Below are 24,604 nucleotides of genomic sequence, written 5' to 3' on the forward strand. Positions count from 1 at the left end.
TGTCGCGGTGAACGCCACGAGTCGTGTTGCCGCCCAGCCTGCTTCGTGTGGCAGACACAGCTGGCGGACGTTCACCGACTTCTCGCTCTCGCCTCGCCTGTTGTTAAGATCGGTTCGCTCGATCGGTAACAAGGGGGGAAGACTATGCGGGGTAATTCATCTGGGAACGTCCGTGTCGGCGGGCGGCGCATGTCACGGCGAGTGGCGTATGCACTGCCCGCCGCGGTGGCAGCCTCGCTGCTCGCCACGGGATGCGGCTCCACCCAACCGCGGAAGGCACCCAAGCCGCCGACGTCGGTCACCACGACCGCGCCCCGAACTACACCGTCCACCACCCAGTCACCGCGTACGACGCTCCCGCAACAGCCGACGGCGACCAAACCCCCGACAACCACCACGGAGCGCGGTGGTCTCGGGGGATCCAGTGGTGGCAGTGGCAGCGGCAGCTGAATCGAACCTGGCGGCTGTGCTCGCCTTCTTCCGCACCATGTTTCGCGAGAAGATGGTGTCATGACAACGCAAAGCGGCACTGGTGGATCCGCGTCCGGGTCGGCCAGGGATCATCTGCTCGCACGAGTCCGCGTGGCGCGAAACAAGTTTCGGCGCGGGTCGGCTGGGTGGTCTGTGGCGCACCATGTGAGTCTCATCGGTGCGGCCGTCCTGAGTGCTGCCGCCGCGCTGGCGATCCAGATCCCGGACCCGCCTCAGGCTGATCTCGCCGCGATCTGCGCGACTGTCGCCGCCTTGCTGTCCACGCTCAATATCGTCGGGGGCTTCGAAACGAAATGGCAGGCGAACCGCAACGCGTTTTATGACCTGGACAGTCTGCTATTGGATGCGGACGATCCGGCGACTTCCCTCGAAGACATCCGGAAAGGTTATAAACAGGCCGTGTACGCGCAGCGGATGACTTGGATCGCGCCGTCCATGCGCGGATTGGAACATGAGAAGACGGCACTACCCGCCAACCCCGCAGCCGATTGATGGACTCGAGCGGTACGACGGAAATCCGGAGGCGGGACGCACCAACGAACTTTCCTACATCGAACGCTGACTGCTGCGGGCTGGAGATTGTCGACCCGCCCGGGCTATGGGGTGGGCCGCAGTAGCGCGCCACTGAGGACTTCGCGGATGTGGTCCGGGTCGGATTCGTGGTCGTCGAGGAGGATGGCTGTACAGAGTCCGTCGCAGAGTGCGACGAAGGCTTCGATGGTGTCGGCGGGTTGCTGCTGTACGGGACCGCTTCACGGTCTTAGCCTCGTCGCATGAGCCTTGATCTCGGGGAACGGCTTCAATCGGTTCGCAAGCGGCGTGGTCTTTCGCAGCGGGAGTTGGCGCAGGAGTCGGGGGTCTCACTGTCGCTCATTCGCAAGATCGAGCAGGGGGAGCGGGATGACGCTCGTATGGTGACGCTTCGGCGGATTGCGGTTGCCCTGGGGTGTCCGTTGTCGGCTCTCCTCGGTCCGGATCCGGCTCCTCCTGAAGATGGGTACGGGAGCGATGAGATTTGGGCGGCGACGCGTGATGCCCTCGCGGCGTTAGGGGAGGGGCAGCCTGCGGAGGGGATCGTCGAGCAGGGTATCGAGGCGATGCTGGTCGATGCGGTGCGGCTCTATCACCACAACGAGTACGAGCGGTTGGCCAAGATTCTTCCGCGTCTTGTCAAGGATGGTGAGGCGGCCTCGCCGCTTATGCGGTCGCGAGTGTTGCAGCTGGTCGGGTCGGTGATGGTTCAAACGCGTCAACTCGAGCCTGCCCGTGTGGCGCTTGGCCGTTCGCTGGCGGATGCCGAGGCCACGGGGAATCTTCTGGATGCGGGTTCGGCCGTGATCACGCTTTGCTGGTTGATGTTGGTGGAGCGGCAATTCGAGGATGTTCGCGTGCTCGCTACCGAGTGGGCGGACAGGGTCGAGCCGAGGTTGTCGGTGGCGACGGTGCCGGAGGTTTCGACGTGGGGATGGTTGTTGCTGCGTGGGTCGGCGGCCGCTATTCGGGACAACCGGCCTGACGAGGCCGATGACATGATGCGGCTTGCTCGAGCGGCAGCGGTTGCTGTTCGGCGGGAGGCCGGTAGTTATCACCAATACTGGACGACGTTCGGGCCTGCGACAGTCGCGATGAAGCGTGTGGAGAATGCGGTCGTAGATGACCGGCCGGACTTGGCATTACGGCTGGCGCGAGAGGTTCCGCCCGATTTGCGGCCGACGTCGGACAACCGGAATCGTCATCTACTCGATGTCGCATCGGCGAACTTGGAGTTGCGGCGCTATGACGCTGCCTTCGACGTTCTTGTCCAACTTTCCCGCGAGGCGCGACCGTGGCTGGTCGAACAGCGGATGGCTCGGGATCTACTGAGTCGGATCATCGCCAAACGGCGAACTCTCACAGCGGAAATGCGTGAACTGGCGGACATCATTCGGCTCGAGTATTGAATCGAATGATCAGCTTTCACTGTGTCACTTCTAGAGCTTCACCGCTGGAAGTGCCATTGTCCAGCTGTCTATACCCCTGTGAAGCTCAATGCAGCCTCGCCGTCGGGTTGATGCGGTGCCCCTCATCGATCCCCGGCGGCGGGTGCTTGCCACGTCTCGAGCGAGCAGGGAGGGTGCTGCCGAATGGATTTGCCCGAAAGCGAAGTCCGGGGAACAAACGCGGCTACGGACCCGGCGCCGACGCGCACGGAACCCAGCGCACCGGTTGTCGGGGATACGCCGCGTACGCGGGTGGAGTGTTACCGCAGCGTGTGCCATTTGCCCGCTGTGCTCCAACCGGGCACGGGCAGGATCGGTTTCACCGCGGGCATGGTGTGGGCGGTGGCGATGACCGCCGAGGTCGGGCAGATGGTCAAGGCGGAGTTGGACGCCAGAAGGCAGGGCGGTGGGCCGATCATCACCACACCGCGCACGGCGACCTGGACGTTCCTGGTCCCCTCCGATATCCCCGCAACGATGATCGCGGCCGAGGCAGTGTTGTATCGCAGTCGCCGGGTGGTGGTGTTCGGTAACGGTGATTTCGTAGCGTTGCCGTCCCCGGCTGATCAGGGTTCGGAGTATCGGGGCTGGATCACCGCAGCGCACTCGGTATTTCGACCATCAGGGCGTGCGGTGCTGTATGCCGTTCACGCGGTCCTCGACGCGCAACGGCAGCCGGTCTGGTGAGCGCCGGAGCGGAATCGCCGCTGCCGAGCGAACCGGATGTGCACCTGTCGGTGTTCTTGCACGGGGTGCGAATGGATTACACCGCTTGCCTGACCGCCGCGTTGAACTTCGTACAGGAGCATGAAGCTCGCCACTACGTCGACGCGGTAACCATCTACCTCGAGCAGCGGACGTTTCCACGACTGCCCAACGAACGCCTCTACCTCGAGCGCTAGCAGCCTGATTTCGGTCGCCCCGACTCGGCCCGGCCCGCTGGCGAAGTTGCCGGGTGGCGGCGTAGGCCAGGATCAGGGCAGGCGTTCGAAGACCGCGGCGAGGCCCTGGCCGCCGCCGATGCACATCGTCTCCAGGCCGTATCGTGCTTCGCGGCGGTCCATTTCGCGCAGGAGGGTGGCGAGGATGCGGGCGCCGGTGGCGCCGACGGGATGGCCGAGGGAGATGCCGGAGCCGTTGGGGTTCAACCGAGGATCGTCGGGCGCGACGTTCCAGCGGCGCACTACGGCGAGTACCTGGGCCGCGAAGGCCTCGTTCAGTTCGATGACGTCCATGTCGGCGAGAGTGAGTTCCGCACGGGCGAGGGCGCGCTCGGTTGCCGGAACCGGGCCGATTCCCATGGTGCGGGGTGGGACGCCCGCTGCGGCCCAGGACACCAGGCGGGCCAGGGGGCGGAGGCCGAGTCTGCGGGCGTGCTCCGGGGTGGTGACCAGACAGAGGGCCGCGCCGTCGTTCTGGCCGCTGGAATTGCCTGCGGTGACCGTGGATTCGGGGTCGATCGACGAACGGATCGGACGCAGTGCGGACAGCGCCTCGACGGTGGTGTCGGCGCGCGGGTGCTCGTCGGTGTCGACAAGTACGGGTGCCGAGCGGCGTTGCGGAACAGGGACTCCGACGATCTCGTCGGCGAATCGTCCCTCGCGTTGGGCGGCTACGGCACGCTGGTGCGAAAGCACGGCCAGTGCGTCCTGGTCCGCCCGGCTGATCGCGTACTCGGCGCGCAGGTTCTCCGCGGTCTCGATCATTCCGCCCGGCACGGGGAAGTCGCGGCCGCCCGCGGTGACGCGCGCTCTGGCGAGGCGGTCGGCCAGTGCGACGCCGTCGCCCTTGACGCCCCAGCGCATGCCGGTCGCGTAGAACTCGGTCCGACTCATCGATTCGACACCGCCCGCGAGCACGAGATCGCTGCCACCGGTGGCGACTTGCAGGCACGCCTGGATGACCGCCTGGAGGCCGGAGCCGCAGCGCCGGTCGACTTGCATGCCGGGGACGTCGATGCCGAGGCCCGCGTCGAGGGCGGCGATTCGGCCGATGGCGGGGGCCTCGCCGTTGGGGGAGGCCTGACCGAGGATCACGTCGTCGATGGCGGCGCCGTCGATGCCGGTGCGGCGCACGAGTTCTGTGATGACAGTAGTGGCGAGCTGTTGTGGCGGAACGTCTTTGAGAACGCCGCCGAAGCGGCCGACGGGGGTGCGCAGCGGTTCGCAGATGACTGCGTCGGGCATGGGGTGTGTCCTTCGGGAGGGGCGATCACATCGCGTCGATGCCGGTGAGGGCGCGGCCGATGATGAGTTTCTGCAGTTGGCTGGTGCCCTCGTAGAGGGTGAGCACTCGCGCGTCGCGCAGGTATTTGCCCATGGGGTATTCGTCGATGAAGCCGTAGCCGCCGAACACCTGGAGGCAGTTGTTGCTCACCCGCACGGCGGTCTCGCTTGCCGCGAGTTTGGCCATGGACGAGGCGAGCTGCACCTCGTCGCGCGAGGCTCCGGCGTCGACGAGGGCGGCGGCCTTCCAGGTGAGGAGGCGGGCGGATTCGACGTCGAGCGCGGAGTCGGCGAGCAGTTCCTGGACGAGCTGCTTGGTGGCGATGGGCTTGCCGAACTGGGTGCGCTCGGTCGAGTAGCGCACCGCGGCGTCCAAGGCCGCTTGCCCGACGCCGACGCTACCCGCGGCCACGGAGATGCGCCCCTTGGCCAACGCTCCGAGAGCGATGCCGAGACCCTTGCCCACCGCGCCCAACCGCGCCGAATCCGGCACCCGGACGTCCTGGAGCGACAGCGCGGCGGTCGCCTGTCCGCGCAGTCCGAGCTTGCCGTGGATGGTCGTCGCCGTGAAACCCGGTGTGGCCGTGGGCACCAGGAAGGCGGTGATGCCTTTGCCGCCGTCGGCCGAGGTCCGCGCGAACACCAACGCGACCTTGGCCCAGGTGCCGTTGGTGATGAACATCTTCTCGCCGGAAAGCACCCAGTCGTCCCCGTCGCGCACCGCCTTGGTGCGCAGGGAGGCCGCGTCGGAGCCGCTGTCGGGTTCGGTGAGGGCGAAGCAGCCGAGCGCGCGCCCGGAGGTCAGCTCCGGCAGCCACCTGCGCTTCTGCTCGTCGGTGCCGTGCGCCGCGATCGACTTGGTGACGAGCCCGAGCGACACCGAGACGATGCCGCGCACGGCGGAGTCGCCGCGCCCGAGTTCCTCGCAGACCAGGACGTAGGAGAGCATGTCGACCTCGGTGCCGCCGAATTCCTCGGCGATGCCCAGCCCGAGGAAGCCGAGTTCGCCGAGTCGTTCGACGATGGCCAAGTCGACGCTTTCGGCGCGGTCCCAGTCGCGCGCGTGCGGGACGATCTCGGTGTCGACGAAATCGGCGGCCAGCGAGCGGATCTCGCGGTGGGTGTCATCGAGAACGAACATCGGTTCCTCGGTTCGTGAGCAGGTCTTCGGGGCGGGTGCCCTTGGCGTGCAGCGGGATTCGCTGCTCGGCGCGGGTGCGCAACCAGGAGCTCACCCGGTAGCGGGGATCGCGGGTGTAGGCGTACAAGCCGTCGAGTATCGCGGTGATCCGCTCGGCGCCGACGGATTCGCCGAGTTCCAGCGGGCCCAGCGGATAGCCGAGGCCGAGGCGCGCGCCGCGGTCGATGTCCTCCGGTGTGCCGATGCCGTGTTCGGCGAGCGCGCAGGACAGGTTCACGATCGCGCCCAGAATCCGTTGCGCGACAGGAGCGGTCCCGTCCGCGGTCGGCGTCGGCGTGTAACCGGCGGCGGCCAGGACACGCAACGCGGGGGCCGTGGCGAGCGGGTCGGCGGCGGCGGGCACGACGACGGTGAGGCGGCCGCGGTCGAGCCCCAACGGGTCGATGCCGAGGGTGCGGGCGGGGTCGAGGCCGTAGCGCGCGGCGAGCCGGTAGGTCGGTTCGCCGATCGGAAGGACGAGCGAAATCGCTTCGGCGCTGGGCGATTCGAGTACCGTCGCACCCGCTCGGCGCAGCGCGGCCGCGAAATCGGGGTGGTTGTGAACGTGGACCGGGGTGGCCTCGGCATCCGGCGTGATATCCGGTTCGGCGGGTAGCAGCGGTGCGCCGTCCCGGTAGCGATAGAACCCTTCCCCCGTCTTGCGGCCGAGCAGACCGGCGGCGACGCGGGCGGCCGCGATGGGGGAAGGGCGTAGCCGCGGGTCACCGTAGAAGCCCGCGGAGACGGTCTCCATGACCGGGTGGCTGACGTCCAATCCGGTCAGGTCCATCAACTCGAACGGGCCCATCCGCAACCCGAGCGTCTCGCGGACGATGCGGTCGATATCGGCGGGGGAGGCGATCTGTTCGGACAGGATGGCCAGCGCCTCGCTGGGCAGGGCGCGCCCGATGTGGTTGACGAGGAATCCGGGGGTGTCCCGCGCGAGGATCGGGGTGTGCCCGCTCCGGGCGACGAAAGCCGTTGCGGTATCGACCAGTTCGGGCGCGGTGCGCAGTCCCGGCACGATCTCCACCAGCGACATCAGCGGCACCGGATTGAAGAAGTGCAGACCGATCAGCCGGGCCGGGTCGCGCAGCGCCGACGCGATCGCGGTGATCGACAGCGAACTGGTGTTGGAAGCGAGCACGGCGTTCGGCGTCGCCGTCTCCAGCTCGGCGAAGATCGCCTGCTTGACCGGAAGCTTCTCGACAACGGCCTCGATCACGAGATCGATGTCGGAGGAGGGGGCGGTCGGGGCCGAGCCCGCCGTGAGCCGCGCCAGGATCGCCGCGGCCTCGTCGGCGTCGCGCTTGCCCTTGTCGACGGACCGCTGGATCATCGTCGCGACGAACTCGAGCGCGGCGGGCACGGCGTCGTCGTCGGCGTCGGTCAGCTCGACGAGGTACCCGGCGGTCGCGGCGATCTGCGCTATGCCGCGCCCCATCGCCCCCGCGCCGACGACACGGATACGTTCGATCGGTTCCATCAGTGTCCTTCGTAGGTCGGGGTGCGCTTGCCGAGGAAGGCGGCGATGCCCTCGGCGTGGTCGGCGGTGTCGAACAACATCTGAAAGGTGGTGCGCTCCAGAGCGATCGCGGTGTTCAGTGGGGCGTTCTCGGCGTGCCGCGCGATGCTGCGGATCGCGCGGACGTTCAACGGCGGCCGGCGCAGGATGGTCGCCGCGATCTCGACGGCCGCGTCCAGCGCGGTGCCGTCGGGCACGATGTCGGCGACGATGCCGATCTGCTGCGCGGTGGCGGCGTCGATCGGTTCGCCGGTCAGCACCATGCGCAGCGCGCGGGCCCGTCCGGCGCGCTGCACGAGGCGACTCAATCCGCCCGCGCCGGGAATGAGCCCGACGCGAATCTCCGGCTGCCCGAACCGCGCCGAGGCACCGGCGACCACGAGATCGCAGGCCATGGCGAGTTCGCATCCGCCGCCGAACGCATAGCCTTCGACCGCGGCGATCACGGGTGTGCCGAGTTCGTCGAGCACGGAGAAGACCTTGCCGGTGTCGCCCGCGAACAGATCGGTCGGCCGATACGTGCTCATCTCCTTCAAGTCCGTGCCCGCGACGAATACGCCCGCGTCGCCGGTGAGGACGACAGCGCGCACGGCCGAATCCGAATCGGCGGCCGAAAGTTCCTCGGCAAGAGACGTTTTCGTGAACGAGTTCAGCGCGTTGCGAGCCTGCGGCCGGGAAATGCGCAGGACGCGGATACCCGCGTGCTCGCCGGACAGATCGTTACGGAGTACGGAAGGTTCGCTCATGCCCGCGCCTCGCTCGGCCCCGAAACGCGCTGGCGCGTAATTCGCTCACTTCGTCGGTTCATCGGAGATACACCCTGGTCGGATCGATGGTGGTGCGGAGCAGGTCGAGCTCCGCCGCGGTCGGGGTTTCGGTGACGGCCACCCGGAGCGGCCGTCCTCGACGAACGCGGGTATGGCCTCGCGCATCATCAGCTGTTCGGGCCGGGGCATCGGGCTCCTTCGTTCGGATCGATCCTCACGCTGCCTTGCCCGACCGATATAGTCCAATACTCAATTCGCAATGCAGTAATATCAATTCTGACTGAATGGGGGTGTCGTGGAGTTCCGTCATCTCGCCGGGTTCGTCGCGGTCGCCGAGGAGTTGCACTTCGGCCGCGCCGCCGAGCGCCTGCACATGGCCCAACCGCCGCTGAGCCAGCAGATCCGCGCGCTGGAGAAGGAGCTCGGTGTCGCGCTGTTCGAGCGCAACACCCGCTCGGTGCGGCTGACCGCGGCGGGCGAGGTGTTGCTGCCGCACGCGCGCAAGGTCCTCGACGACATCGAGGTGGCCCGGCGCGCGGCGGTCGCGTCCGGGCGCGGCGAGGTCGGCCGGGTCTCGATCGGCTTCGCGGGCGCCAGCAGCCACGAGGCGCTGCCGACGCTGACCAGGGCGGTGCGCGCCGCGCACCCCGGTATCGAGGTGCGCCTGCGCGGACAGACCTACGCGGGCGCCGCGCTCAACATGGTCGCCGCGCGCGAGCTGGATCTCGGCTTCGTCCGGTTGCCGGTGCGGCGCGAGGGCGTCGCGGTGCGGGTCATCCAGTACGAGCGGCTGGTCGCGGCCCTGCCCGCCGAGCACCCGCTCGCCGACGCCCCCGACATCGATGTCGCGGACCTCGCGGACGACGCCTTCGTCACCTTCCCCGGCACGCAGGGCTCGAGCGTGCGCGACCATCTGGTCCGCACGGCGCTCGACGCCGGGTTCACCCCGCGCATCGTCCAGGAAGCGCCGGACTCCTACACCATCCTCGACCTGGTCGCGGCCGGCGTCGGCGTGACGCTGACGGTCTCCTCGGTGCAACACATACGCCGGACCGGCATGGTCTACAAGGAGTTGCGCGGCGAGATTCCGCCGCTCGCGTCGGCGCTGGCCTGGCGGGCGGACAACACCTCGCGCGCGCTGGCCGCCGTGCTCGCGGTGGCCGAAGAGGTGCTGCCGACCCCACCCGAGCGCTGAGCTAGAGGCCCATGTCCTTCGCGATGATCATGCGCATCACCTCGCTGGTGCCGCCGTAGATCCGGTTGACGCGGTTGTCGGCGTAGAGGCGGGCGATCGGGTACTCGGTGATGTAGCCGTAGCCGCCGTGCAGCTGCAGGCAGCGGTCGATCACGCGGGAGGCGGTCTCGGTGCAGAACAGCTTGGCCGAGGCGGCGTCGGCCGCGGTCAGCTCGCCGCGGTCGTGCGCGGCGAGGGCTCGATCCACCACGGCTTCGGCGGCGTCCACCTCGGCGCGGCAGGCCGCCAGCTCGAACTTCGTGTTCTGGAAGCTGGCCACCGGCTTGGCGAAAACCACCCGGTCCCTGGTGTATTGGTGTGCGAAGCGCACGGCGGCCTTGGCCTGGGCGTAGGCGCCGACGGCGATGCTGAGCCGCTCCTGCGGCAAGTTCTGGCCCAGGTAGGAGAAGCCGCAGTGCTCCTCTCCGAGCAGATCCTCGACCGGAACCTCGACGTCGGTGAAGGTGAGTTCGGCGGTGTCGGAGACCCTCAGGCCCAGCTTGTCCAGTTTGCGGCCGACCGAGTAGCCGGGGGAACTGGTGTCCACCACGAGCAGGGAAAGACCGTAGCGGCGGTCCTCCGCCAGCGAGGGCGCGGTGCGCGCGCAGACGATGACCCGGTCGGCGTGCACGCCGCCGGTGATGAAGGTCTTGGCGCCGTTGAGGACGTAGTGCGTGCCGTCCTCGGACAAGGTCGCGGTGGTGCGGATGCCCGCGAGGTCCGAGCCGGTGCCGGGCTCGGTCATGGCGATGGCGAACATGATGTCGCCGCTGACGAAACCGGGTAGCCAGCGCTGCTTCTGTTCTTCGGTGGCCAGCGCCTTGAGGTACGGAAGGCACAGCGACACATGGACACTGGAGCCGCCGAAGGACACCGCGGCGCGCGCGATCTCCTCGGTCAGCACGGCCTGGAAGGAGAACGAATCGATCCCGGCGCCGCCGTACTCGGTGGGAACCTCGATGCCGAATACGCCGAGTTCGCCGAGCTTGCGATAGAAGTCGCGAGGCACGATGCCGTCGGCGTACCACTTGTCGTACTCCGGGACGACCTCCGATTCGATGAAAGCGCGGACGGTCTCCCGGAACGCCTCGTGGTCGGCCTCGAAAACTGTTCTGCGCACGCTGATTTCCTTCCTGGTCGGGGCGGCGCCTCGGCACCGCCGCGCAGGCCTGCCCGGCGGTGCGCCGGACAGGCCTGCGGGATCTGTTCTTGCGGTGTTACTTCGGCGGAGCCGGGACCGAGGGGTCCTTGCAGTAGGGCAGCTCCGGCGGGCAGGGGGTCAGGATGGTGGAGAAGTACTGGAACGCCGAGAACAGCGCGATCGGACCGCCCACCGTGATGAGGCCGACCATGGCGCCCACCGCGCCGAGGGTCGCCGCGCCGAGCACGCATCCGGCGATGGTCGCGCCGACCCAGGGCAGCAGCAGCGCGATCACCGGGCTGGCGACCGTCGCGCCCGCCGCCCCGCCGAGCAGGCAGCCGACGCCGCCGCCGAGGACCGCGCCGACGACGGCGCTCACCGCGGCACTGATCGTCATCCGCTGGGCGAACACGCCGAGCGCGGATTGGTCACGCGGGGTGAAGGATTCGGCGACCTGCTTGGCAGCCTGCTCCTGACTGATGACCTCGCTCGCCGAGACGGCCGTCACCGGCGTTCCGCCCTCGCGGGACGGCGTCAGGATCGCGCGGTCTCCCTCGATCTTCGCCGCGATCGGGTAGGCCATCGCGTCCATCCGGTAGGTGAGCGGCACGGCGGCCACCGGGGTGTCGTGTACGTCGGTGACCACCAGCTGGTCGGCGACGACGCGCAGCTTGCCGTCGCCGATGGCTACCACGGCGGAATCACCTTGGCGGGTGACCTCGTAGCGCACCGCGCCCTGCTCCTCGGCGGGCTGGGCGTTGGTGACGCCCGAGCCGCAGACACCGACGGCGACGGCCGCCATGGCCGCGGTCACGACACTGTTTCGCAGTTTCATTGTTGATCCTCATCGATCGGTTTTCTTCGTGCTTGCCGACGACGCCGGAGTGCGCCGCGGCACGTGATGGGGGAGTGGCTATTTGCCGGTGTCGATGACGTCGCCGGTCAGCACCCAGTGGTCACCCTCGAACCGCTGGATGCGCAGAGACTCCATCGGGAACGCGTCGCCCTCGCCGGTCTTCAGCGTGATGCCGGGGAGCAGCAGGTCGATGCCGACATCGTTCAGCGAGCGCATGGCGTCGCGAAGTCCTTCGCGGGTGGGGCATTTCGCTGCTTCCATGGTCTTGTGGAAGCTCTGCGCGGCCGCCCAGCCGACCACGGTGTACTGGTTGGTCGGGTCCGCGCCGGGCGCGTACTTCGCCAGCTTCTCCTGGTACAGGCGCATGGCGGGGTCGGCCGACCACTGCGGGTCGGACGGGTCCTTGGTGAACGCCGCCGACACCACGCCCTGGGCGTTCTCCAGGCCGACCGGCTTCAGCGTGCTGATGGTGTTGGCCACCTGGGTCAGGATGTGCAGGGGGTTCCAGTCGGTGTTGCGCCGCTCGGCGGCCAGCGCCTGGGAAGCGAACTTCGGCGTGGAGAAATTCAGCAGCACATCGGCTTTCGTGTTCGCCAGGTTGCGCACCTGCGGTTCCACGGTCGGGTCGGTGACCTCGTAGCTCTGCTCGGCGACCACCCGGACGCCGCTGCCCGCGACGGCCTCGGTGAAGCTGGCCAGCAGATCCTTGCCGAAATCGTCGTTCTGGTAGAGCACGGCCACGGTGGCGTCGGCCTTGTGCTGGCGCACGTACTGCGCGAAGGCGCGGCCCTCGGCGCGGTAGCTGGGCTGCCAGCCGATGGTCCACGGATGCCCGTCGTCCGCACCCCATTTCGTCGCACCGCCCGCGACGAACACCTGGGGCACCTTGCGCTGGTTGAGGTAGTCCCACACCGCGGAGGAGGTGGGGGTGCCCAGCGTCTGGAAGACGGCGAACACCTGATCCTGCTCCACCAGGCGGCGGGTCTCCTCGACGGTCTTGGGCGGCTGGTAGCCGTCGTCGCGGACCAGGTACTCGACGGTGCGGCCACCGATTCCGCCGTGTTCGGCGTTGAGGTAGTCGAAGTAGGCGCGAACGCCCTTGGGCAGTTCGCCGTAGGCGGAGGCGGGGCCCGACAGCGGGTAGACCCCGCCCAGCTTGATGCTGTCGTCGGTGATGCCGGTGGTCTGCTGGCCACGGCATTCGCCCTGCCCCACGGTGCTGCCCGTGTCGCCGCGGCCGCCGCAGCCGGAGACCGCGAGCAGGACGGCGGCCGCGACGCCGGCGGCGCGGATTGCCTTAGTGCGCATTGTTGTTCCCTTTCCGAACGAGACGTTCGAGCCAGCGCGCCGTGCGGCCGAGGAGTCCGGCCAATCCGTTGGGCGCGAGGTACATGACCGCGATGATCAGCAGTCCGAAGATCACTCCTGGCGCCGCCTGGTTGACGTCCTGGGCGAAGCTCGGGACGTACATCACGAACAGCCCGCCGAGCAGCGGTCCCCAGTGACCGCCGAGCCCGCCGACGACCAATCCGGCCAGTAGCGTGATCGACAGTCCGACGGCGAAGGAGTCCGGCGAGACGAAGCCGATGACCCAGGTGTAGACGCAGCCCGCCGCACCGGCGAGCATGGCGCCGCAGGCGAAGGCGAGGGTCTTGTAGAAGGCCAGGCGCACGCCCATCACCTCGGCCGCGATCTCGTTGTCGCGGATCGCGTGCAGCGCCCGGCCGACCCGCGAGCGCAGCAGCCCGGCGACCAGGACGAAGCTCGCGACGGCGACGAGGAGCGCCAGGAAATACAGCCACTGGTCCTCGGCCAACCCGGTCCACACCGGCGGCGCGGGCTTGGTCAGCGTCAGTCCCATGGATCCGCCGGTGACCGACTCGAACCGCTTGAGCAGCGGCACCAGGAAGATCGCGATGGCCAGGGTGACCAGCGCCAGATACAGTCCGCGCAGCCGCAGAGCCGGAATGCCCAGGGCGAACCCGAGTGCGAAGGCCACCGCCGCGGCGACCGGGAGGGTCGCGAAATACGGTGTGTCCCAACGGTCCATCAACACCGCGCTGGTGTAGGCGCCGACCGCGAAGAACGCGCCGTGCCCCAGCGAGATCTGACCCGTGTGGCCGACCAGCAGGTTCAGGCCCAGCAGCGCGACCGCGTAGATCATCGCCAGCGCCAGCTGGAAGGTGCGGAACGGCACCAGCTGAAACGGTGCGAGACAGGCGATCAGCAGCAGCGCGCCGATCCCGAGCCACGACCAGTTGGGCATCCGCGGCCGCCGCGTTTCGGAGCGCGGAGCGACGGTTTCGGTCGGGGTGGACGTATCCGCCGCGACGGCGGTGTTTCGAGTTCCCATGTCGCTCATACCCGTTCCACCACCGCGCGACCGAACAGACCCTGCGGCCGCAGCAGCAGGACGCCGAGAATGATCACCAGTGGCACGCCGATCTTGAGTTCGGTGCCGATGACGTCCAGATAAGCGCCGGTGAGGGTTTCGGCGATCCCGACGATCAGCCCGCCCGCCACCGCGCCGCCCGGGCTGTCGAAGCCGCCGAGCGTCGCCGCCGCGAAGGCGTAGATCAGGACGCCGCCCATCATGTTCGGCTCGAGGAACAGCAGCGGCGCCGACAGCACGCCGGAGACCGCGCCGACCAGTGCGGCCAGACCCCAGCCGAGCGCGAGCACGGTGCCGACCCGGATGCCGACCAGGCGCGCCGACTGCGGGTTGCAGGCGACGGCCCGCATCGCCAGGCCGATCTTGGTGTAGCGGAACAGCAGGTACAGCAGGCCCATGACCGCGGCCACCACGCCGAGCACGCCGAGACTGCCGTACCCGGCGGTCACGCCGCCCGCACGGAAAGCGCCCTCGGGGAACGGATTCGGAAACGACTTCACCTGGTAGGACCAGATCCAGCCCGCGGCGGCGTTGACGAAGAAGAACAGGCCGACGGTGACGATCACCAGCGTCAGTTCCGGTGCGCCCTCGACGGGCCGGATGATCACCCGTTCGATCAGCATGCCGCCGACGAAGGACACCGCGAGGGTGGCGAGCAGCGCGGCCCAGAACGGCAGGCCGCTCTGCACGCACTGCCAGGCCAAGAAGGCCGAGAACATGGCCAGCTCGCCCTGGGCGAAATTGACGATGCCGGTGAATCGGTAGATGAGCACGAGCGCCAGCGCCAAGCCGGCGTAAATCGCTCCGGCCGTGAGGCCTTCGATGATCTGTTGCAGAAATCCGGCCATGGTCACACCCGGTATCCGAGATAGGACTCGGCGACCTGCTCGTCGGCCTTGATCTCGGCCGCGGTGCCGGACAAGACGATCCGGCCGGTCTCCAGGACGTGGGCCCGGTGGGCGGTCCCGAGCGCGAGATGCGCGTTCTGCTCGACGACGATCACGGTGGTGCGCTCCTCTTCGTTGATGGTGTGCACGATTTGAAAGAGCTCCTGGGTGACCAGGGGCGAGAGGCCGAGCGACGGCTCGTCCAGCAGCAACAGCCGAGGCCGGGACATGAGCGCCCTGCCGATGGCCAGCATCTGCTGCTGGCCGCCGGAGAGTCCGCCCGCCGTCTCGCGCAGCTTGTCGCGCAGGATGGGGAAGAAGTCGAAGACCCGGCGCAGGTCGGCCTCGGTGCGGGCCCGGTCGCGGTGCTGATAGGCGCCGAGGCGCAGGTTCTCCTCGACGGTCAGCGGCAGGAAGGTGCCGCGGCCCTCGGGAACGTGCGCGACGCCGAGGCGCGCGATGGCTTCCGGTGCGCGGCCGGTGATCTCGGCATCGCCGAGGCGGACCGTGCCGCGCACCCGGATCATGCCGCACAGTGCGCGCAACAAGGTCGTCTTGCCCGCGCCGTTGGGTCCGAGGACCGCCCACACCTCGCCGCGCGCCACCGAGAAACTCAACCCGTGCAGCACCTTGGCCGCGCCGTAGCCCGCGCGCAGGTCGGTGACCGTGAGGAAGGGTTCGTCGGTCATGCCGCCGTCCCCAGGTAGGCCCGGATGACCGCCGGATCACGTTGCACCGCTTCGGGTTCGCCCTCGGCGATGACGCGGCCGAACTCCAGGCACACCACCCGATCGCAGGTGCCCATCACGAATCCCATGTGGTGTTCGACGACGATCACCGTCAGGTCGAACTCGGCGCGCAGGGCGCGCAGGCGCTCGGCGAACACGTCGACCTCACCGTGGCTGAGTCCGTTGACCGGCTCGTCCAGCAGCAGCAGGCGCGGCCCGACGGCCAGCGCGCGGGCCAGCTCGATCCGCTTGAGCGTGCCGAACGGCAGGCCCGCGGCGGGATGGTCGGCGACATCGGCGAGGTCGAGCCGCTCCAACAGCGCGTCGACCTCGGCGCGCAGCCGCCGCTCCTCCCCGCGCACTCGTGGCAGGCGCAGGCTCGCGGAGACGAAACCGGCGGAAGCGCGGTGGTGCGCGCCGACGAGCACGTTGTCCCGCACGGACATGCGGGGGAACAACCCCAGGTTCTGGAAGGTGCGGGCGATGCCGAGTCCGGCCAGCGCGTCGGGACGGACCGTCAGCAGGTCTTGGCCCTGGTAGCGCATCGTGCCCTCGGTCGGCTGGTAGCGCCGGGTGAGGCAGTTGAACAGGGTGGTCTTGCCCGCCCCGTTCGGACCGATCAGGCCGACCATCTCGCCCGGCGCGACGCCGAAGCCGACGTCGTGCAGGGCGGTGATGCCGCCGAAGCGAACGGTCAGGTGGGATATGTCGAGCATTCGTCCTCCGGCCCGCGTCCGAGACGTGGGTGAAATTCCGTGCGGGTCGGCGCAGTCATCGCGAACTGGCCTGTGGATCGTGGTCAGCGTAAAGACGCTGGTCAGGGCGCACATCGGACGCGGAGGCCCAATCTCGGCGGCGCGCTTTGTCCGGCGTGGACAGGGGCGGGTGCCTCGTTCGGCCCTGTTGACACCCGCGACGAGGGCCGTGGAGTATGCCGGGTTATGTCAGCTGGATCACATTCGATCGGGGTATCCGCGCCGGTCCAGGCCGAGCGCACGCGGATCGTCGGCAGCGTCTTCGAGCACGCGCACGACATCGCCGACGCGGGCATGTCCGCGATCCTGGCGCGGGTCCCCGGATACGCGGCGCGGGACAGGGGCTTCCACGCCGACGTGCACGACCAGCTGACGCGGCTGTGCCGGACCGGGCTCGGCGCGCTGCTCGACAAGCGCCGGGTCACCGTCGACGACATCGCCTACGCCCGGCGGGCCGCGGCGCGCCGGGCGCAGTCCGGTCTGACGCTGGTCGACTACATCTCCGCGTTCCGGCTCGGGCAGCAGGCGATCTGGAAATCGCTGGTCGCCCACGCGGGCGACTCGGAGGCCGGGCGCGACGCGGCGCTGTCGATGGTCGTGCCGCTGACCCGCTACTGCGACCTGATCAGCACCCAGGCGGCCAACGCCTATCTGGAATTCCAGCAGTACCTGTCCGCCGAAGCCGGGCGGGACAGCCGGGAACTGGTGGAGAGTCTGCTGGACGGCGCCTTGCCCGACCGCGGTCCGCAACTGGCGACGGCTCACGCGCACGGCATCGGCACCGAACGGGCCACGCCCATGGCGGCGGTGACGGCGGTTGTGTTGCGGACCGCGGGCCGCGGTGAGCCGGGCAGTTCCGAAGCGGAGGCCAGGCACATCGCGTCGGCGGCGCTCGCGCGCACCGGTGTCAACGGATTGCGCACGCTGTCGGTGGTGCGCGAGTCGGAGATCGTCGCGCTGCCCGCGCTCGGTCGCGACGGCTCGGCCGACGAACTGTGCGCGCTGCTGCGGCGGACCCGCGACAAGCTGCACGCCGAAGGCATCACTCTCGGCATCGGCGTCAGCACGGTGTTCACCGAGATCGCCCAGTTTCCGCGCGCCTACCAGCAGGCGCGTTCGGCGTTGGATCTGCTGCCCGAGGACGGCGGCGTGCTCGCCCTTCCGCACCTCTCACCGTTCCGGTACCTCATGCTGCGCGCCGACGACACCGTTCGTCAGCTGGTGGATCCGCGGATAGCCGCCGCGCTGGCCGAGGATCGGCTGCGCGGCGGGATGCTCGCCGAGACGATCCGCGCCTTCGCGGGCGCCGACATGAATCTGCGCGAGGCCGCGGACGCGTTGCGTATCCACCACAACACGGCCAAGTACCGCTTGCGCCGCATCCAGGAACTCACCGGCCGAAACGTCCGCAGCGTCAACGATCTCGTCGAATTGCTCGTCGCCATCGAGCTGCACGCCGCGCCGAAGTAGACGCGGAAACCGAAACTTGCACCGCTAGTTTGGCTGCTCTACGGTGAGCGGAAAACTTGCATCGTTAGTTTTGGAGGTGGCATGAACGCCACGCTGTCGTTGGCGAGCATTCTGGCCGAGCAGGCGCGCCGCCGCCCGGACCGGATCGCGCTGATCGAGGGTGCGCAGCGCGTCACCTTCGCCGAATTGTGGTCGCAGGCCCGCGAACAGGCCGCCGCGCTGATCGAACTCGGTGTGCGCCCCGGCGACCGCGTCGCGCTGATGTGCCCCAACACCGCCGAGTTCCCGCGCGCCTACTACGCGATCCTCGCCGCGGGCGCCGCGGTGATCCCGGTGCACCTGCTGCTGACGGCGAACGAGGCCGAGCACGTCCTGCGCGACAGCGGGGCGACGCTGCTGGTGTGTCACGAGCAGTTCGCCGAGGTCGGCCGGGCTGCGGCGAGCGCGGTGGGCATCGGCTGTCACGACCCCGATACGCTTGTGGCGGAACCGATTCGGTCGTTCGTCTCGCGCGCGCCCGGCGACACGGCGGTGATCTTCTACACCAGCGGCACCACGGGCAAGCCGAAGGGCGCCGAACTCAGCCATCTGAACATGGTCATGAACGCGACGGTGAACGCCTTCGACGCCAACGATGTGCGCAGCGACGACGTCGCGCTCGGCGCGCTGCCGCTGTTCCACATCTTCGGCCAGACCGTGTCCATGAACTCCACCTGGCGCGCGGGCGCGACACTGGTGTTGCAGCCGCGGTTCGACCCCGACGAGGCCATCCGCCTGATGCACGCAGAGGGCGTCAACACCTTCCACGGCGTGCCGACGATGTACGTCCGGCTGATCACCGCGGCGACGAAACTCGGTGCGCCGCAACTGCGTTTGTGCATCTCCGGCGGAGCGTCGCTGCCGCAGCCGGTGCTGGAGACCTTCCACGACCTGTTCGGCACGCCGATCCTGGAGGGCTACGGACTCTCCGAGACCTCGCCGACCGCCGCGGTGAACCAGCCGGACTTCGGGCCGAAGGCGGGCACCGTCGGGCACGCGGTGTGGGGCGTCGAGGTCGAGATCGCCGATCCGGGCGTCGCGGACGAGATCGTCCTGCTGCCGCCCGGCGAACTGGGCGAGATCGTGATCCGCGGGCACAACGTGTTCAACGGATACATCGGCAATCCGGCCGCCACCGCCGCCGCCGTGGTGCAGGGCTGGTTCCGGACGGGCGATCTCGGCGTGCGGGACGCCGCTGGTTACGTCACCATCGCCGATCGGATCAAGGACATGATCATCCGCGGCGGGTTCAACGTCTACCCGAGCGAGGTGGAAGAGGCGCTGCTGTACCACGCGGCCATCGAGGCGGTCGCGGTGATCGGCCTGCCCGACGAGACCTACGGCGAGGAGATCTGCGCGGTCGTCGTCGCGGGCGCCCCGCTGACCGCCGAGCAGGTCGTCGAGTTCGGCCGCAAGCGTCTCGCCAAGCACAAATATCCGCGCCGGGTGGAGTTCGTCGACCAGTTGCCGCTCGGTCCGAGCCACAAGGTTCTCAAGCGCGAACTCGTACGCCGATACAGCTGATGCGCGCAAGCGCAGGTAGAAACGGTCCTTTGCCGCAAAGGGTGAAGTAGACCGGCTACCGGCCTATGCTTGGAGCACAACATTGGATGGCGGCCGGGGCCGCGGATCGTGGCTACGATCCCGCGACGCCGAGGATCGAAAAGACAGTGCCGGCCGCAGGCTGAAATCTTCAGACGAGCACAGTCCCACGCGGTTCTCGGGCGAATCGCACCGACCATGGTGACGCCGTTCGAACGGTGCCGTTCGGCCGATGGGTGGGACACCATCCCGTTGGGAGGTTCTGCGATGTCGACGAAAATCGTTGTGCGATCCGGTGTCGGGCGAACCCACCGCTATATGTACGACAAGCGGCGCCCTGGGGGACGATCGGTAGCCATGCGTGGCAGCTGCGTGGTGATGGTGGTGGACGGCGAACTGGATCTCGCCGGACTGCCCGAGCTGTGCGCCGCGCTGGACTCCATACCCGAGCACGGCTGTCGCGCCGTGGTCGTCGATTTCCGTACCACCCGTTTCGTCGGGATTCGAGCCGCCATCGCACTGGGAGAATTCAAGAAGAAGCTCGCGGAGCGGAGCGTCGACCTGCGGCTGGTGTCGGGGCATGCCGAGATCGACCGAGTGCTCGACGTGGTGGGCGTGCGCGCGCTGTTCTGTTATTACGCCAGCCTGGACGAGGCGCTCGGGCGGTGACCCGCGCGCGCTGACTTCGGCGCGGACGCGCTTCGTTTTCCGGACGGCGTCGCGGCGACACACTTCGTTCTCTGTGTTGTGGGGCTCGACCGTGGGTTGCCACGCTGATAGATCCGTGGTCGTGCGTGTCGTCGGCTGCGTTCATCGCCGACATCCCAAGGAGATCCCATGCTGGAAACGAGCCCGTGCGCCGAGGCCGGTGACGCGCTACCCGCCGCACAGCCGCCCCCGCAAATCCGGAATCTGCACACGGTGGCGCGCGAACTGGCGAAGGCGCTGCCGCACGGCGTGCTCGTCGGGCTGACGGTCCGCGTCGGTGCCGATATCGCGGTGCGCGCGTGGTCGTCACCGCGGGCGAAGCTGGCCGAAGAAGCCCAGCTCATCAGCGATGCCGCGCCGAATCGGGCGGCGCTGTGCGAGGAACTCGCCGTCACCGTCGCCGATCTGGATGCCGAGACCCGCTGGAGCGACTGCCGGGCGCAGCTGCGCCTGCTCGGCGTGCGCTCGCTGCACTGCCGCGGTGTGCGCGCGGCGAACGACACGGCCGTCGCGCTCGCGGTCTACGCCGAGCGCCCGCATGTCTTGGACGCGAACCTCGACCCCGTGGTCGCGGCGGCCTGCCGCGAGATCGTCGCGATGCTGGACGGCCGGTAGCCGGTCAGTCTTGCAATGTCGACTGCGGTGCGACGCCGTAGGCCTGGCGATAGCTGCTAGCGAACCGGCCGGGATGGGCGAAACCCCACGCCGCGGCGACGCCGGTGACGGTGTCCCCGCCGCCGGGAGAGGCCGCGACCAACTGCTCATGGGCACCGGCCAGCCGCACTTTCCGCAGATAGCCCATCGGCGTCGTGTCGAGGTGCTTGCGGAACGCGAGCTGGACGGCACGGATGGTGACGTTGGCGCCCGCCGCGATGTCGGCGACGCTGATCGGCTCGCCGGCGTGCGCCTCGATGTAGGCCACGGCGCGGCGCACGGTGTCCGGATGGGCGTCTCGGCGGTCGACGGACGTCGGTTCGGGCGTCGCGGTGTTCGGGAAGGCCCGCAGCACGCCTGCCGCGAGACATTGTCCCGCCGAGGCGGCGATCAGCGACGATTCCCGCGCCTCCGGCACGGCGAGGACGTGTTCGCGCAGCCACCGGATCACTTGGCGCAACTCGGCGACCGCGGTGTCCGACACCGGTCGGTGGTTGGTCAACCTGACCGGTTCCGCGCCTCGCCCCGGCGTCGCCGAGGCCACCTGGGTGAGCAGGTTCGGATCGAACATCGTCAGGCGATAGCGCGCGCTGCGCACCACGCCCGAGAACGGCTCGTCCGGCGGGGCGATGAGCGTGAGGTCGCCGGGGACGAAGGTATCCGCCGAGCCGTCGGCGAAGGATTCCTCGATGGCGCCGGTCTGCATGTCGCACAGACAGACCCGGCCGAGCGGATCGGCCCGGTAGGCCATGTCGAACGTCAGATCCACCTGGTCGTCGCTGACCGTGCCCATCATCTCGCGCGCGACCTGCGCTCGCGTCCGCTCCTGACGGCTGCCGATCCGCATCTTCGTGTATGCCGAATTCAGCATGGCCTCGGTCGCGGCGAGATCCTCGCTGTCGAAGACGAAGGTTTCCATCGCTTCCCGCCTCGGCCGGGCCCGCTACGGGCGATTGCGTCTGATGAACCGGCCACGGCAGCTCGGCGTGCGCCGGGACGGAAATCTCCACAGTAGTCCGGTTCGTGCGGCCGTGCCGGAAGCACGGCCGCACCAGATCATCGCCGCGGGCTCGGGCCTCCCGTCAGGGTTGCGGGTTGTCCGGCGGGGCCGGACGCGGGAGGTCGGGGCGAGCGGTCAGGACTTCGTCGTCGTCGGCGGGCGGTTCGGGATCGCGCCATTCTTCGGCGCGGCTCGACCGGTTGCCCTTCAACGTGCCCTGCAGCTCGTGCGCGAGTTGGTCGTCGCGCTTGGGCCCGTGCTTGCTGTTTCCGCGTTCCATCGTGTCCTCCTTTCGCGTGATCACCGATGCCGGAGCAAGGCTCCGACACCATCGGGCAATGTCATGTCCTCGCCCACCGGTGTGATCGACGCACCGACGGCCAAGGCGGCCACCGGAAGGGCTTCGTCGGCGCGGCAGGCGCGGGCGGTTTCCTCGACGAGGCCGCCGCCGTCGGCATCGACCTGTCCCGGCCCGCTGCCGACGCGCACCACCCGATCGCCGAGCGCCGATTCGTCGATCAGCAAACGATCGACGTTCGCCATGCGCAGCGCCTCGGTGGTGGCGGTGAGACCGGCCACCGCGAGTCCGCCGGGGCGCTCCCGCTCGGCGGCGAAACGGTCGAGCACGGCGCGCCTGCGCTGTTCGGCGGCGTGCGCGACCGCTTGGTGCACCTCGCTGTCGAACGCCTCGGTGTCGATGCCCTCGGCCCGGCCACCGGCCTCGATCTCGACGATCTCGGCGCCGTGCTCGGGGATGTCGCCGTGCTTGGGCATGGCATTGTGCAGCGCGGACCGCGCCGCGACCTCCCCGGCCAGCACTACGACATCGGCGTGCACCCGATCGGCGAGCGCGGAGACCTCTTGCGCCACCTCGTCGATATTGCGCCGCACGGTCTCCTCGACGCGCCGCTCCATCGAGAGGTGCGCCCAGCCGCCACCGGGCACCTTGTGCACCGGATGCTCGTCGCCCTGCACCGTCTCGCCGACCGCCGTGCCGTGCTCGTCGACCGCGCGCAGATCACAGCCCACGCGATCGACCACCGCCACCACGTGCGGCACCTGCTCGGCTTCCTTCTCGATCAGCGGCAACAGGTACGGCATCGGTGACACCCGGACGATCTCGCGCGCGGGTGGATCGGGCAGCCGCTCGTCGACCAGCACGGCCTCGTCGTCGGCGATGAGCAACCGGCCCGAGCGGCCCTCGCCCGGGGGAGTTTCCGCGATCGCGGCGTCCAGGGCCGCCAGCATGCGGTCCGAGGCGCCGTCCCCGGCGAGCTGGTCGTGGATCGAACGCCAGCGCAACTCGGTCTGGTGCGCGGCGTCCTCGGTGTCGTGGGAGGCGTCGATGCATACCGTGGCGAACGGTCCGTTCCGTTCGGCTACTTGTCGGATGTTCATCCTTCGTTTCTCACCTCGTTCCTCGCTGTGTGCGCGGACTCCGTGGCGAATACCCGGAGCCGCATCGCTGCTTCGGTCTGCGTGATGGCGAAGGCGGAAGCCGCACCGGCGCGGACGAATTCGGCAGCGGAGGCGACCGCGTGCCGCACCGATTTCTCCGTACCGGCTCCGTCGGCCATCGCGACGGCGGCGGCGGAGGCGAACCGGTCGCCCGCACCGCAGGTGTCCGCGTTCGCCGACGCGCGGCGCTCGACCGGAAGGGGGACCGGCACGACGCCGGGCAGTCCCCGGCAGTACAACACCGCGCCCTCCGCGCCGAGCGTCACCGCGACGGCCTTGGCCGCCCACCGATCGGTCAGCGTCCGCGCGCGACTGCCGAACTCGGTGCCGCCGGGCACGAATCGTTCGGCCTCGTCCCGGTTCGGCGTGACCAGCGCGGCGCCGCGCACCGGCTCTGGACCGCGGGGATGCGGGTCCCAGACGACCGGCGCCCGGCGGGCCCGCGCCTCGATGAGGGCGCGGATCTCCGGGTGCGCCGCCGCGCCGCGACCGTAGTCGGCGATCAGCACGGCACGGGCCGATCCGATGGCGGTCCGCACGTCCTCGTCGAGGGGCTCGTCGGTCACGCGTCCGTCTCCGGAGTCGAGCCGGGTGATCGGAGCGGGGACGCCGTCCACGCTCGGGCCCGCGCACGGGCCCACCGCCCGCACGCGCTCCTTGCACACCGTGCTGCCCGCGAACGGCAAGCGGACGAGGCGAATTCCCTTGGGCAGCAACGCGCGCAGCCGTTCACCCGCCGAATCGTCGGCGAAACCGGCGACCAGCACGACGTCGTCGACGTCGCGGGCGCTGAGCAGCGCGGCCAGTCCCGCGCCGCCGGGACGGAACGAGCGCGCGGTCACGTCGACCACCGGGACCGGGGCGTCCGGGCTGTGCCGGTCGGCACGGCCGACCACCTCGATGTCGAGCAGCGCGTCGCCGACCACGACAAGCGGGGCTCCGGAGATCACGAATCCGCCTCGAGTGCGGCCTCCACCGCCGCGCACAGCGAATGCACGAGCACCAGATGCATTTCCTGCACGGTGGCGACGGTGTCGGCTTCGATCGGTATCGCGTCGTCGCACAGCGCGGCGAGCGTGTTGGGCGACGGTCCGGTCATCGCCCAGGTGGCCAGGCCGATCTCGTGTCCGGCCTTGGCGGCGGCGATGACATTGGCGCTCGAGCCGCTGGTGGACAGGGCGATCAGGACATCGCCGGGGCGGCCGTGGGCGCGCAGTTGCCTGGCGAACATCTCGTCGGTTCCGTAGTCGTTGAGGATCGCGGTGAGACTGGAGGTTTCGGCGTGCAGCGAGATGGCCGACAGCGGTCGGCGTTCGCCTCGGAACCGGCCGGTCAGCTCGGCGGTCAGATGTTGCGCTTCCGCGGCGCTTCCGCCGTTGCCGCACGCGAACAAACGCCCGCCGCGGTCGTACACGGCGGCGAGTTGCTCGCCCCAGGACAGCACCCGCGCGACCGCGGGGCGAAGATTGCGACCGAGGGCCGCGACGAGCGCGTCGAAGTGCTCCTCCAGCTCCACCGTAACCGGGCTGCTCTGCCGATACTCTGCGCTGCTCACGATGGCCCCTTCCTTTC

25 protein-coding genes are annotated in these 24,604 nt (G+C 69.2%); 9 read left to right on the plus strand and 16 right to left on the minus strand.

Annotated features, from left to right (window positions below):
* Window positions 1-636 precede the first annotated feature (636 nt).
* From FB390_RS32720 to FB390_RS32740, 4 genes are all read left to right on the plus strand, one after another.
* Entirely contained in the window at window positions 637-984 is a 348-nt protein-coding gene (locus FB390_RS32720; RefSeq protein WP_141813009.1) for an NAD(P) transhydrogenase subunit alpha part 2, read from the plus strand.
* Between the two features lie 281 nt (window positions 985-1,265).
* Entirely contained in the window at window positions 1,266-2,432 is a 1,167-nt protein-coding gene (locus FB390_RS32730; protein ID WP_141813010.1) for a helix-turn-helix domain-containing protein, read from the plus strand.
* A 381-nt stretch (window positions 2,433-2,813) separates the two neighbouring features.
* Entirely contained in the window at window positions 2,814-3,158 is a 345-nt protein-coding gene (locus tag FB390_RS32735; RefSeq protein ID WP_141813011.1) for a hypothetical protein, read from the plus strand.
* The gene (locus FB390_RS32740; protein WP_141813012.1) at window positions 3,155-3,373 is read left to right on the plus strand and encodes a hypothetical protein; all 219 of its coding nucleotides are present in this window, start codon (window positions 3,155-3,157) and stop codon (window positions 3,371-3,373) included. The genes FB390_RS32735 and FB390_RS32740 overlap by 4 nt, the downstream gene beginning before the upstream one ends.
* A gap of 72 nt (window positions 3,374-3,445) precedes the next feature.
* Here the strand turns inward: FB390_RS32740 and FB390_RS32745 are convergent, their stop codons facing one another.
* Genes FB390_RS32745 through FB390_RS32760 form a run of 4 tightly spaced genes read right to left on the minus strand, consistent with a single transcriptional unit; the run spans window position 3,446 to window position 8,147 of the window.
* A complete protein-coding gene (locus FB390_RS32745) occupies window positions 3,446-4,657 on the minus strand; it encodes an acetyl-CoA C-acetyltransferase (RefSeq protein WP_141813013.1) in 1,212 nt (403 codons plus the stop codon).
* A gap of 25 nt (window positions 4,658-4,682) precedes the next feature.
* Window positions 4,683-5,837: an acyl-CoA dehydrogenase family protein gene (locus tag FB390_RS32750; RefSeq protein WP_141813014.1), complete on the minus strand. Its 1,155-nt coding sequence runs from the start codon at window positions 5,835-5,837 to the stop codon at window positions 4,683-4,685.
* Window positions 5,821-7,362 (minus strand): 3-hydroxyacyl-CoA dehydrogenase, encoded by a 1,542-nt coding sequence (locus tag FB390_RS32755; protein WP_141813015.1) that lies wholly within the window; start codon window positions 7,360-7,362, stop codon window positions 5,821-5,823. Before FB390_RS32755 ends, FB390_RS32750 begins: the two co-directional genes overlap by 17 nt.
* Window positions 7,362-8,147, minus strand: coding sequence for an enoyl-CoA hydratase-related protein (locus tag FB390_RS32760; protein ID WP_141813016.1), 786 nt, complete (start codon window positions 8,145-8,147; stop codon window positions 7,362-7,364). The genes FB390_RS32755 and FB390_RS32760 overlap by 1 nt, the downstream gene beginning before the upstream one ends.
* A 316-nt stretch (window positions 8,148-8,463) precedes the next feature.
* Between FB390_RS32760 and FB390_RS32765 the strand changes: the two genes are divergently transcribed.
* Window positions 8,464-9,363: a LysR substrate-binding domain-containing protein gene (locus FB390_RS32765; protein WP_141813017.1), complete on the plus strand. Its 900-nt coding sequence runs from the start codon at window positions 8,464-8,466 to the stop codon at window positions 9,361-9,363.
* 1 nt (window position 9,364) lies between these two features.
* Here the strand turns inward: FB390_RS32765 and FB390_RS32770 are convergent, their stop codons facing one another.
* The 7 genes from FB390_RS32770 to FB390_RS32800 all read right to left on the minus strand — a co-directional run bounded on the left by FB390_RS32770 (window position 9,365) and on the right by FB390_RS32800 (window position 16,122).
* Window positions 9,365-10,522 carry an acyl-CoA dehydrogenase family protein gene (locus FB390_RS32770; RefSeq protein WP_141813018.1) on the minus strand — a complete coding sequence of 386 codons (1,158 nt, stop codon included), beginning with the start codon at window positions 10,520-10,522 and terminating at the stop codon, window positions 9,365-9,367.
* 97 nt (window positions 10,523-10,619) lie between these two features.
* Window positions 10,620-11,378: a DUF8020 domain-containing protein gene (locus FB390_RS32775; RefSeq protein ID WP_141813019.1), complete on the minus strand. Its 759-nt coding sequence runs from the start codon at window positions 11,376-11,378 to the stop codon at window positions 10,620-10,622.
* A gap of 78 nt (window positions 11,379-11,456) precedes the next feature.
* Entirely contained in the window at window positions 11,457-12,707 is a 1,251-nt protein-coding gene (locus tag FB390_RS32780) for an ABC transporter substrate-binding protein (RefSeq protein ID WP_141813020.1), read from the minus strand.
* The gene (locus tag FB390_RS32785) at window positions 12,697-13,761 is read right to left on the minus strand and encodes a branched-chain amino acid ABC transporter permease (protein ID WP_246124536.1); all 1,065 of its coding nucleotides are present in this window, start codon (window positions 13,759-13,761) and stop codon (window positions 12,697-12,699) included. Before FB390_RS32785 ends, FB390_RS32780 begins: the two co-directional genes overlap by 11 nt.
* A complete protein-coding gene (locus FB390_RS32790; RefSeq protein WP_141813246.1) occupies window positions 13,758-14,639 on the minus strand; it encodes a branched-chain amino acid ABC transporter permease in 882 nt (293 codons plus the stop codon). Before FB390_RS32790 ends, FB390_RS32785 begins: the two co-directional genes overlap by 4 nt.
* 2 nt (window positions 14,640-14,641) lie before the next feature.
* A complete protein-coding gene (locus FB390_RS32795; protein ID WP_141813021.1) occupies window positions 14,642-15,367 on the minus strand; it encodes an ABC transporter ATP-binding protein in 726 nt (241 codons plus the stop codon).
* Complete coding sequence (locus FB390_RS32800; protein WP_141813022.1) at window positions 15,364-16,122, minus strand: ABC transporter ATP-binding protein; 759 nt, start codon at window positions 16,120-16,122, stop codon at window positions 15,364-15,366. The genes FB390_RS32795 and FB390_RS32800 overlap by 4 nt, the downstream gene beginning before the upstream one ends.
* Window positions 16,123-16,347: 225 nt before the next feature.
* Here FB390_RS32800 and FB390_RS32805 point away from each other — a divergent pair, with 225 nt between their 5' ends.
* The 4 genes from FB390_RS32805 (at window position 16,348) to FB390_RS32820 (ending at window position 20,535) form a co-directional block, all read left to right on the plus strand.
* On the plus strand, window positions 16,348-17,631 hold the full coding sequence (locus FB390_RS32805; RefSeq protein WP_141813023.1) for a PucR family transcriptional regulator: 1,284 nt from the start codon (window positions 16,348-16,350) through the stop codon (window positions 17,629-17,631).
* A gap of 81 nt (window positions 17,632-17,712) precedes the next feature.
* Window positions 17,713-19,194, plus strand: coding sequence for a long-chain-fatty-acid--CoA ligase (locus FB390_RS32810; RefSeq protein ID WP_141813024.1), 1,482 nt, complete (start codon window positions 17,713-17,715; stop codon window positions 19,192-19,194).
* A 375-nt stretch (window positions 19,195-19,569) separates the two neighbouring features.
* Complete coding sequence (locus FB390_RS33855; RefSeq protein WP_185757373.1) at window positions 19,570-19,881, plus strand: STAS domain-containing protein; 312 nt, start codon at window positions 19,570-19,572, stop codon at window positions 19,879-19,881.
* Window positions 19,882-20,049: 168 nt separating this feature from the next.
* On the plus strand, window positions 20,050-20,535 hold the full coding sequence (locus tag FB390_RS32820; RefSeq protein WP_141813026.1) for a hypothetical protein: 486 nt from the start codon (window positions 20,050-20,052) through the stop codon (window positions 20,533-20,535).
* A 4-nt stretch (window positions 20,536-20,539) separates the two neighbouring features.
* Here FB390_RS32820 and FB390_RS32825 read toward each other — a convergent pair whose 3' ends face one another.
* From FB390_RS32825 to FB390_RS32845, 5 genes are all read right to left on the minus strand, one after another.
* Entirely contained in the window at window positions 20,540-21,493 is a 954-nt protein-coding gene (locus tag FB390_RS32825; RefSeq protein ID WP_141813027.1) for a helix-turn-helix transcriptional regulator, read from the minus strand.
* A gap of 163 nt (window positions 21,494-21,656) precedes the next feature.
* On the minus strand, window positions 21,657-21,854 hold the full coding sequence (locus tag FB390_RS32830; protein ID WP_141813028.1) for a hypothetical protein: 198 nt from the start codon (window positions 21,852-21,854) through the stop codon (window positions 21,657-21,659).
* Between the two features lie 20 nt (window positions 21,855-21,874).
* Window positions 21,875-22,972 (minus strand): Rv2629 family ribosome hibernation factor, encoded by a 1,098-nt coding sequence (locus FB390_RS32835; protein WP_141813029.1) that lies wholly within the window; start codon window positions 22,970-22,972, stop codon window positions 21,875-21,877.
* Entirely contained in the window at window positions 22,969-23,982 is a 1,014-nt protein-coding gene (locus FB390_RS32840) for a bifunctional heptose 7-phosphate kinase/heptose 1-phosphate adenyltransferase (RefSeq protein WP_185757375.1), read from the minus strand. Before FB390_RS32840 ends, FB390_RS32835 begins: the two co-directional genes overlap by 4 nt.
* Window positions 23,979-24,587: a D-sedoheptulose-7-phosphate isomerase gene (locus FB390_RS32845; protein WP_246124539.1), complete on the minus strand. Its 609-nt coding sequence runs from the start codon at window positions 24,585-24,587 to the stop codon at window positions 23,979-23,981. Before FB390_RS32845 ends, FB390_RS32840 begins: the two co-directional genes overlap by 4 nt.
* Between the last annotated feature and the right edge of the window lie 17 nt (window positions 24,588-24,604).

This window comes from Nocardia bhagyanarayanae, assembly GCF_006716565.1.
GTDB classification, from domain to species: domain Bacteria; phylum Actinomycetota; class Actinomycetes; order Mycobacteriales; family Mycobacteriaceae; genus Nocardia; species Nocardia bhagyanarayanae.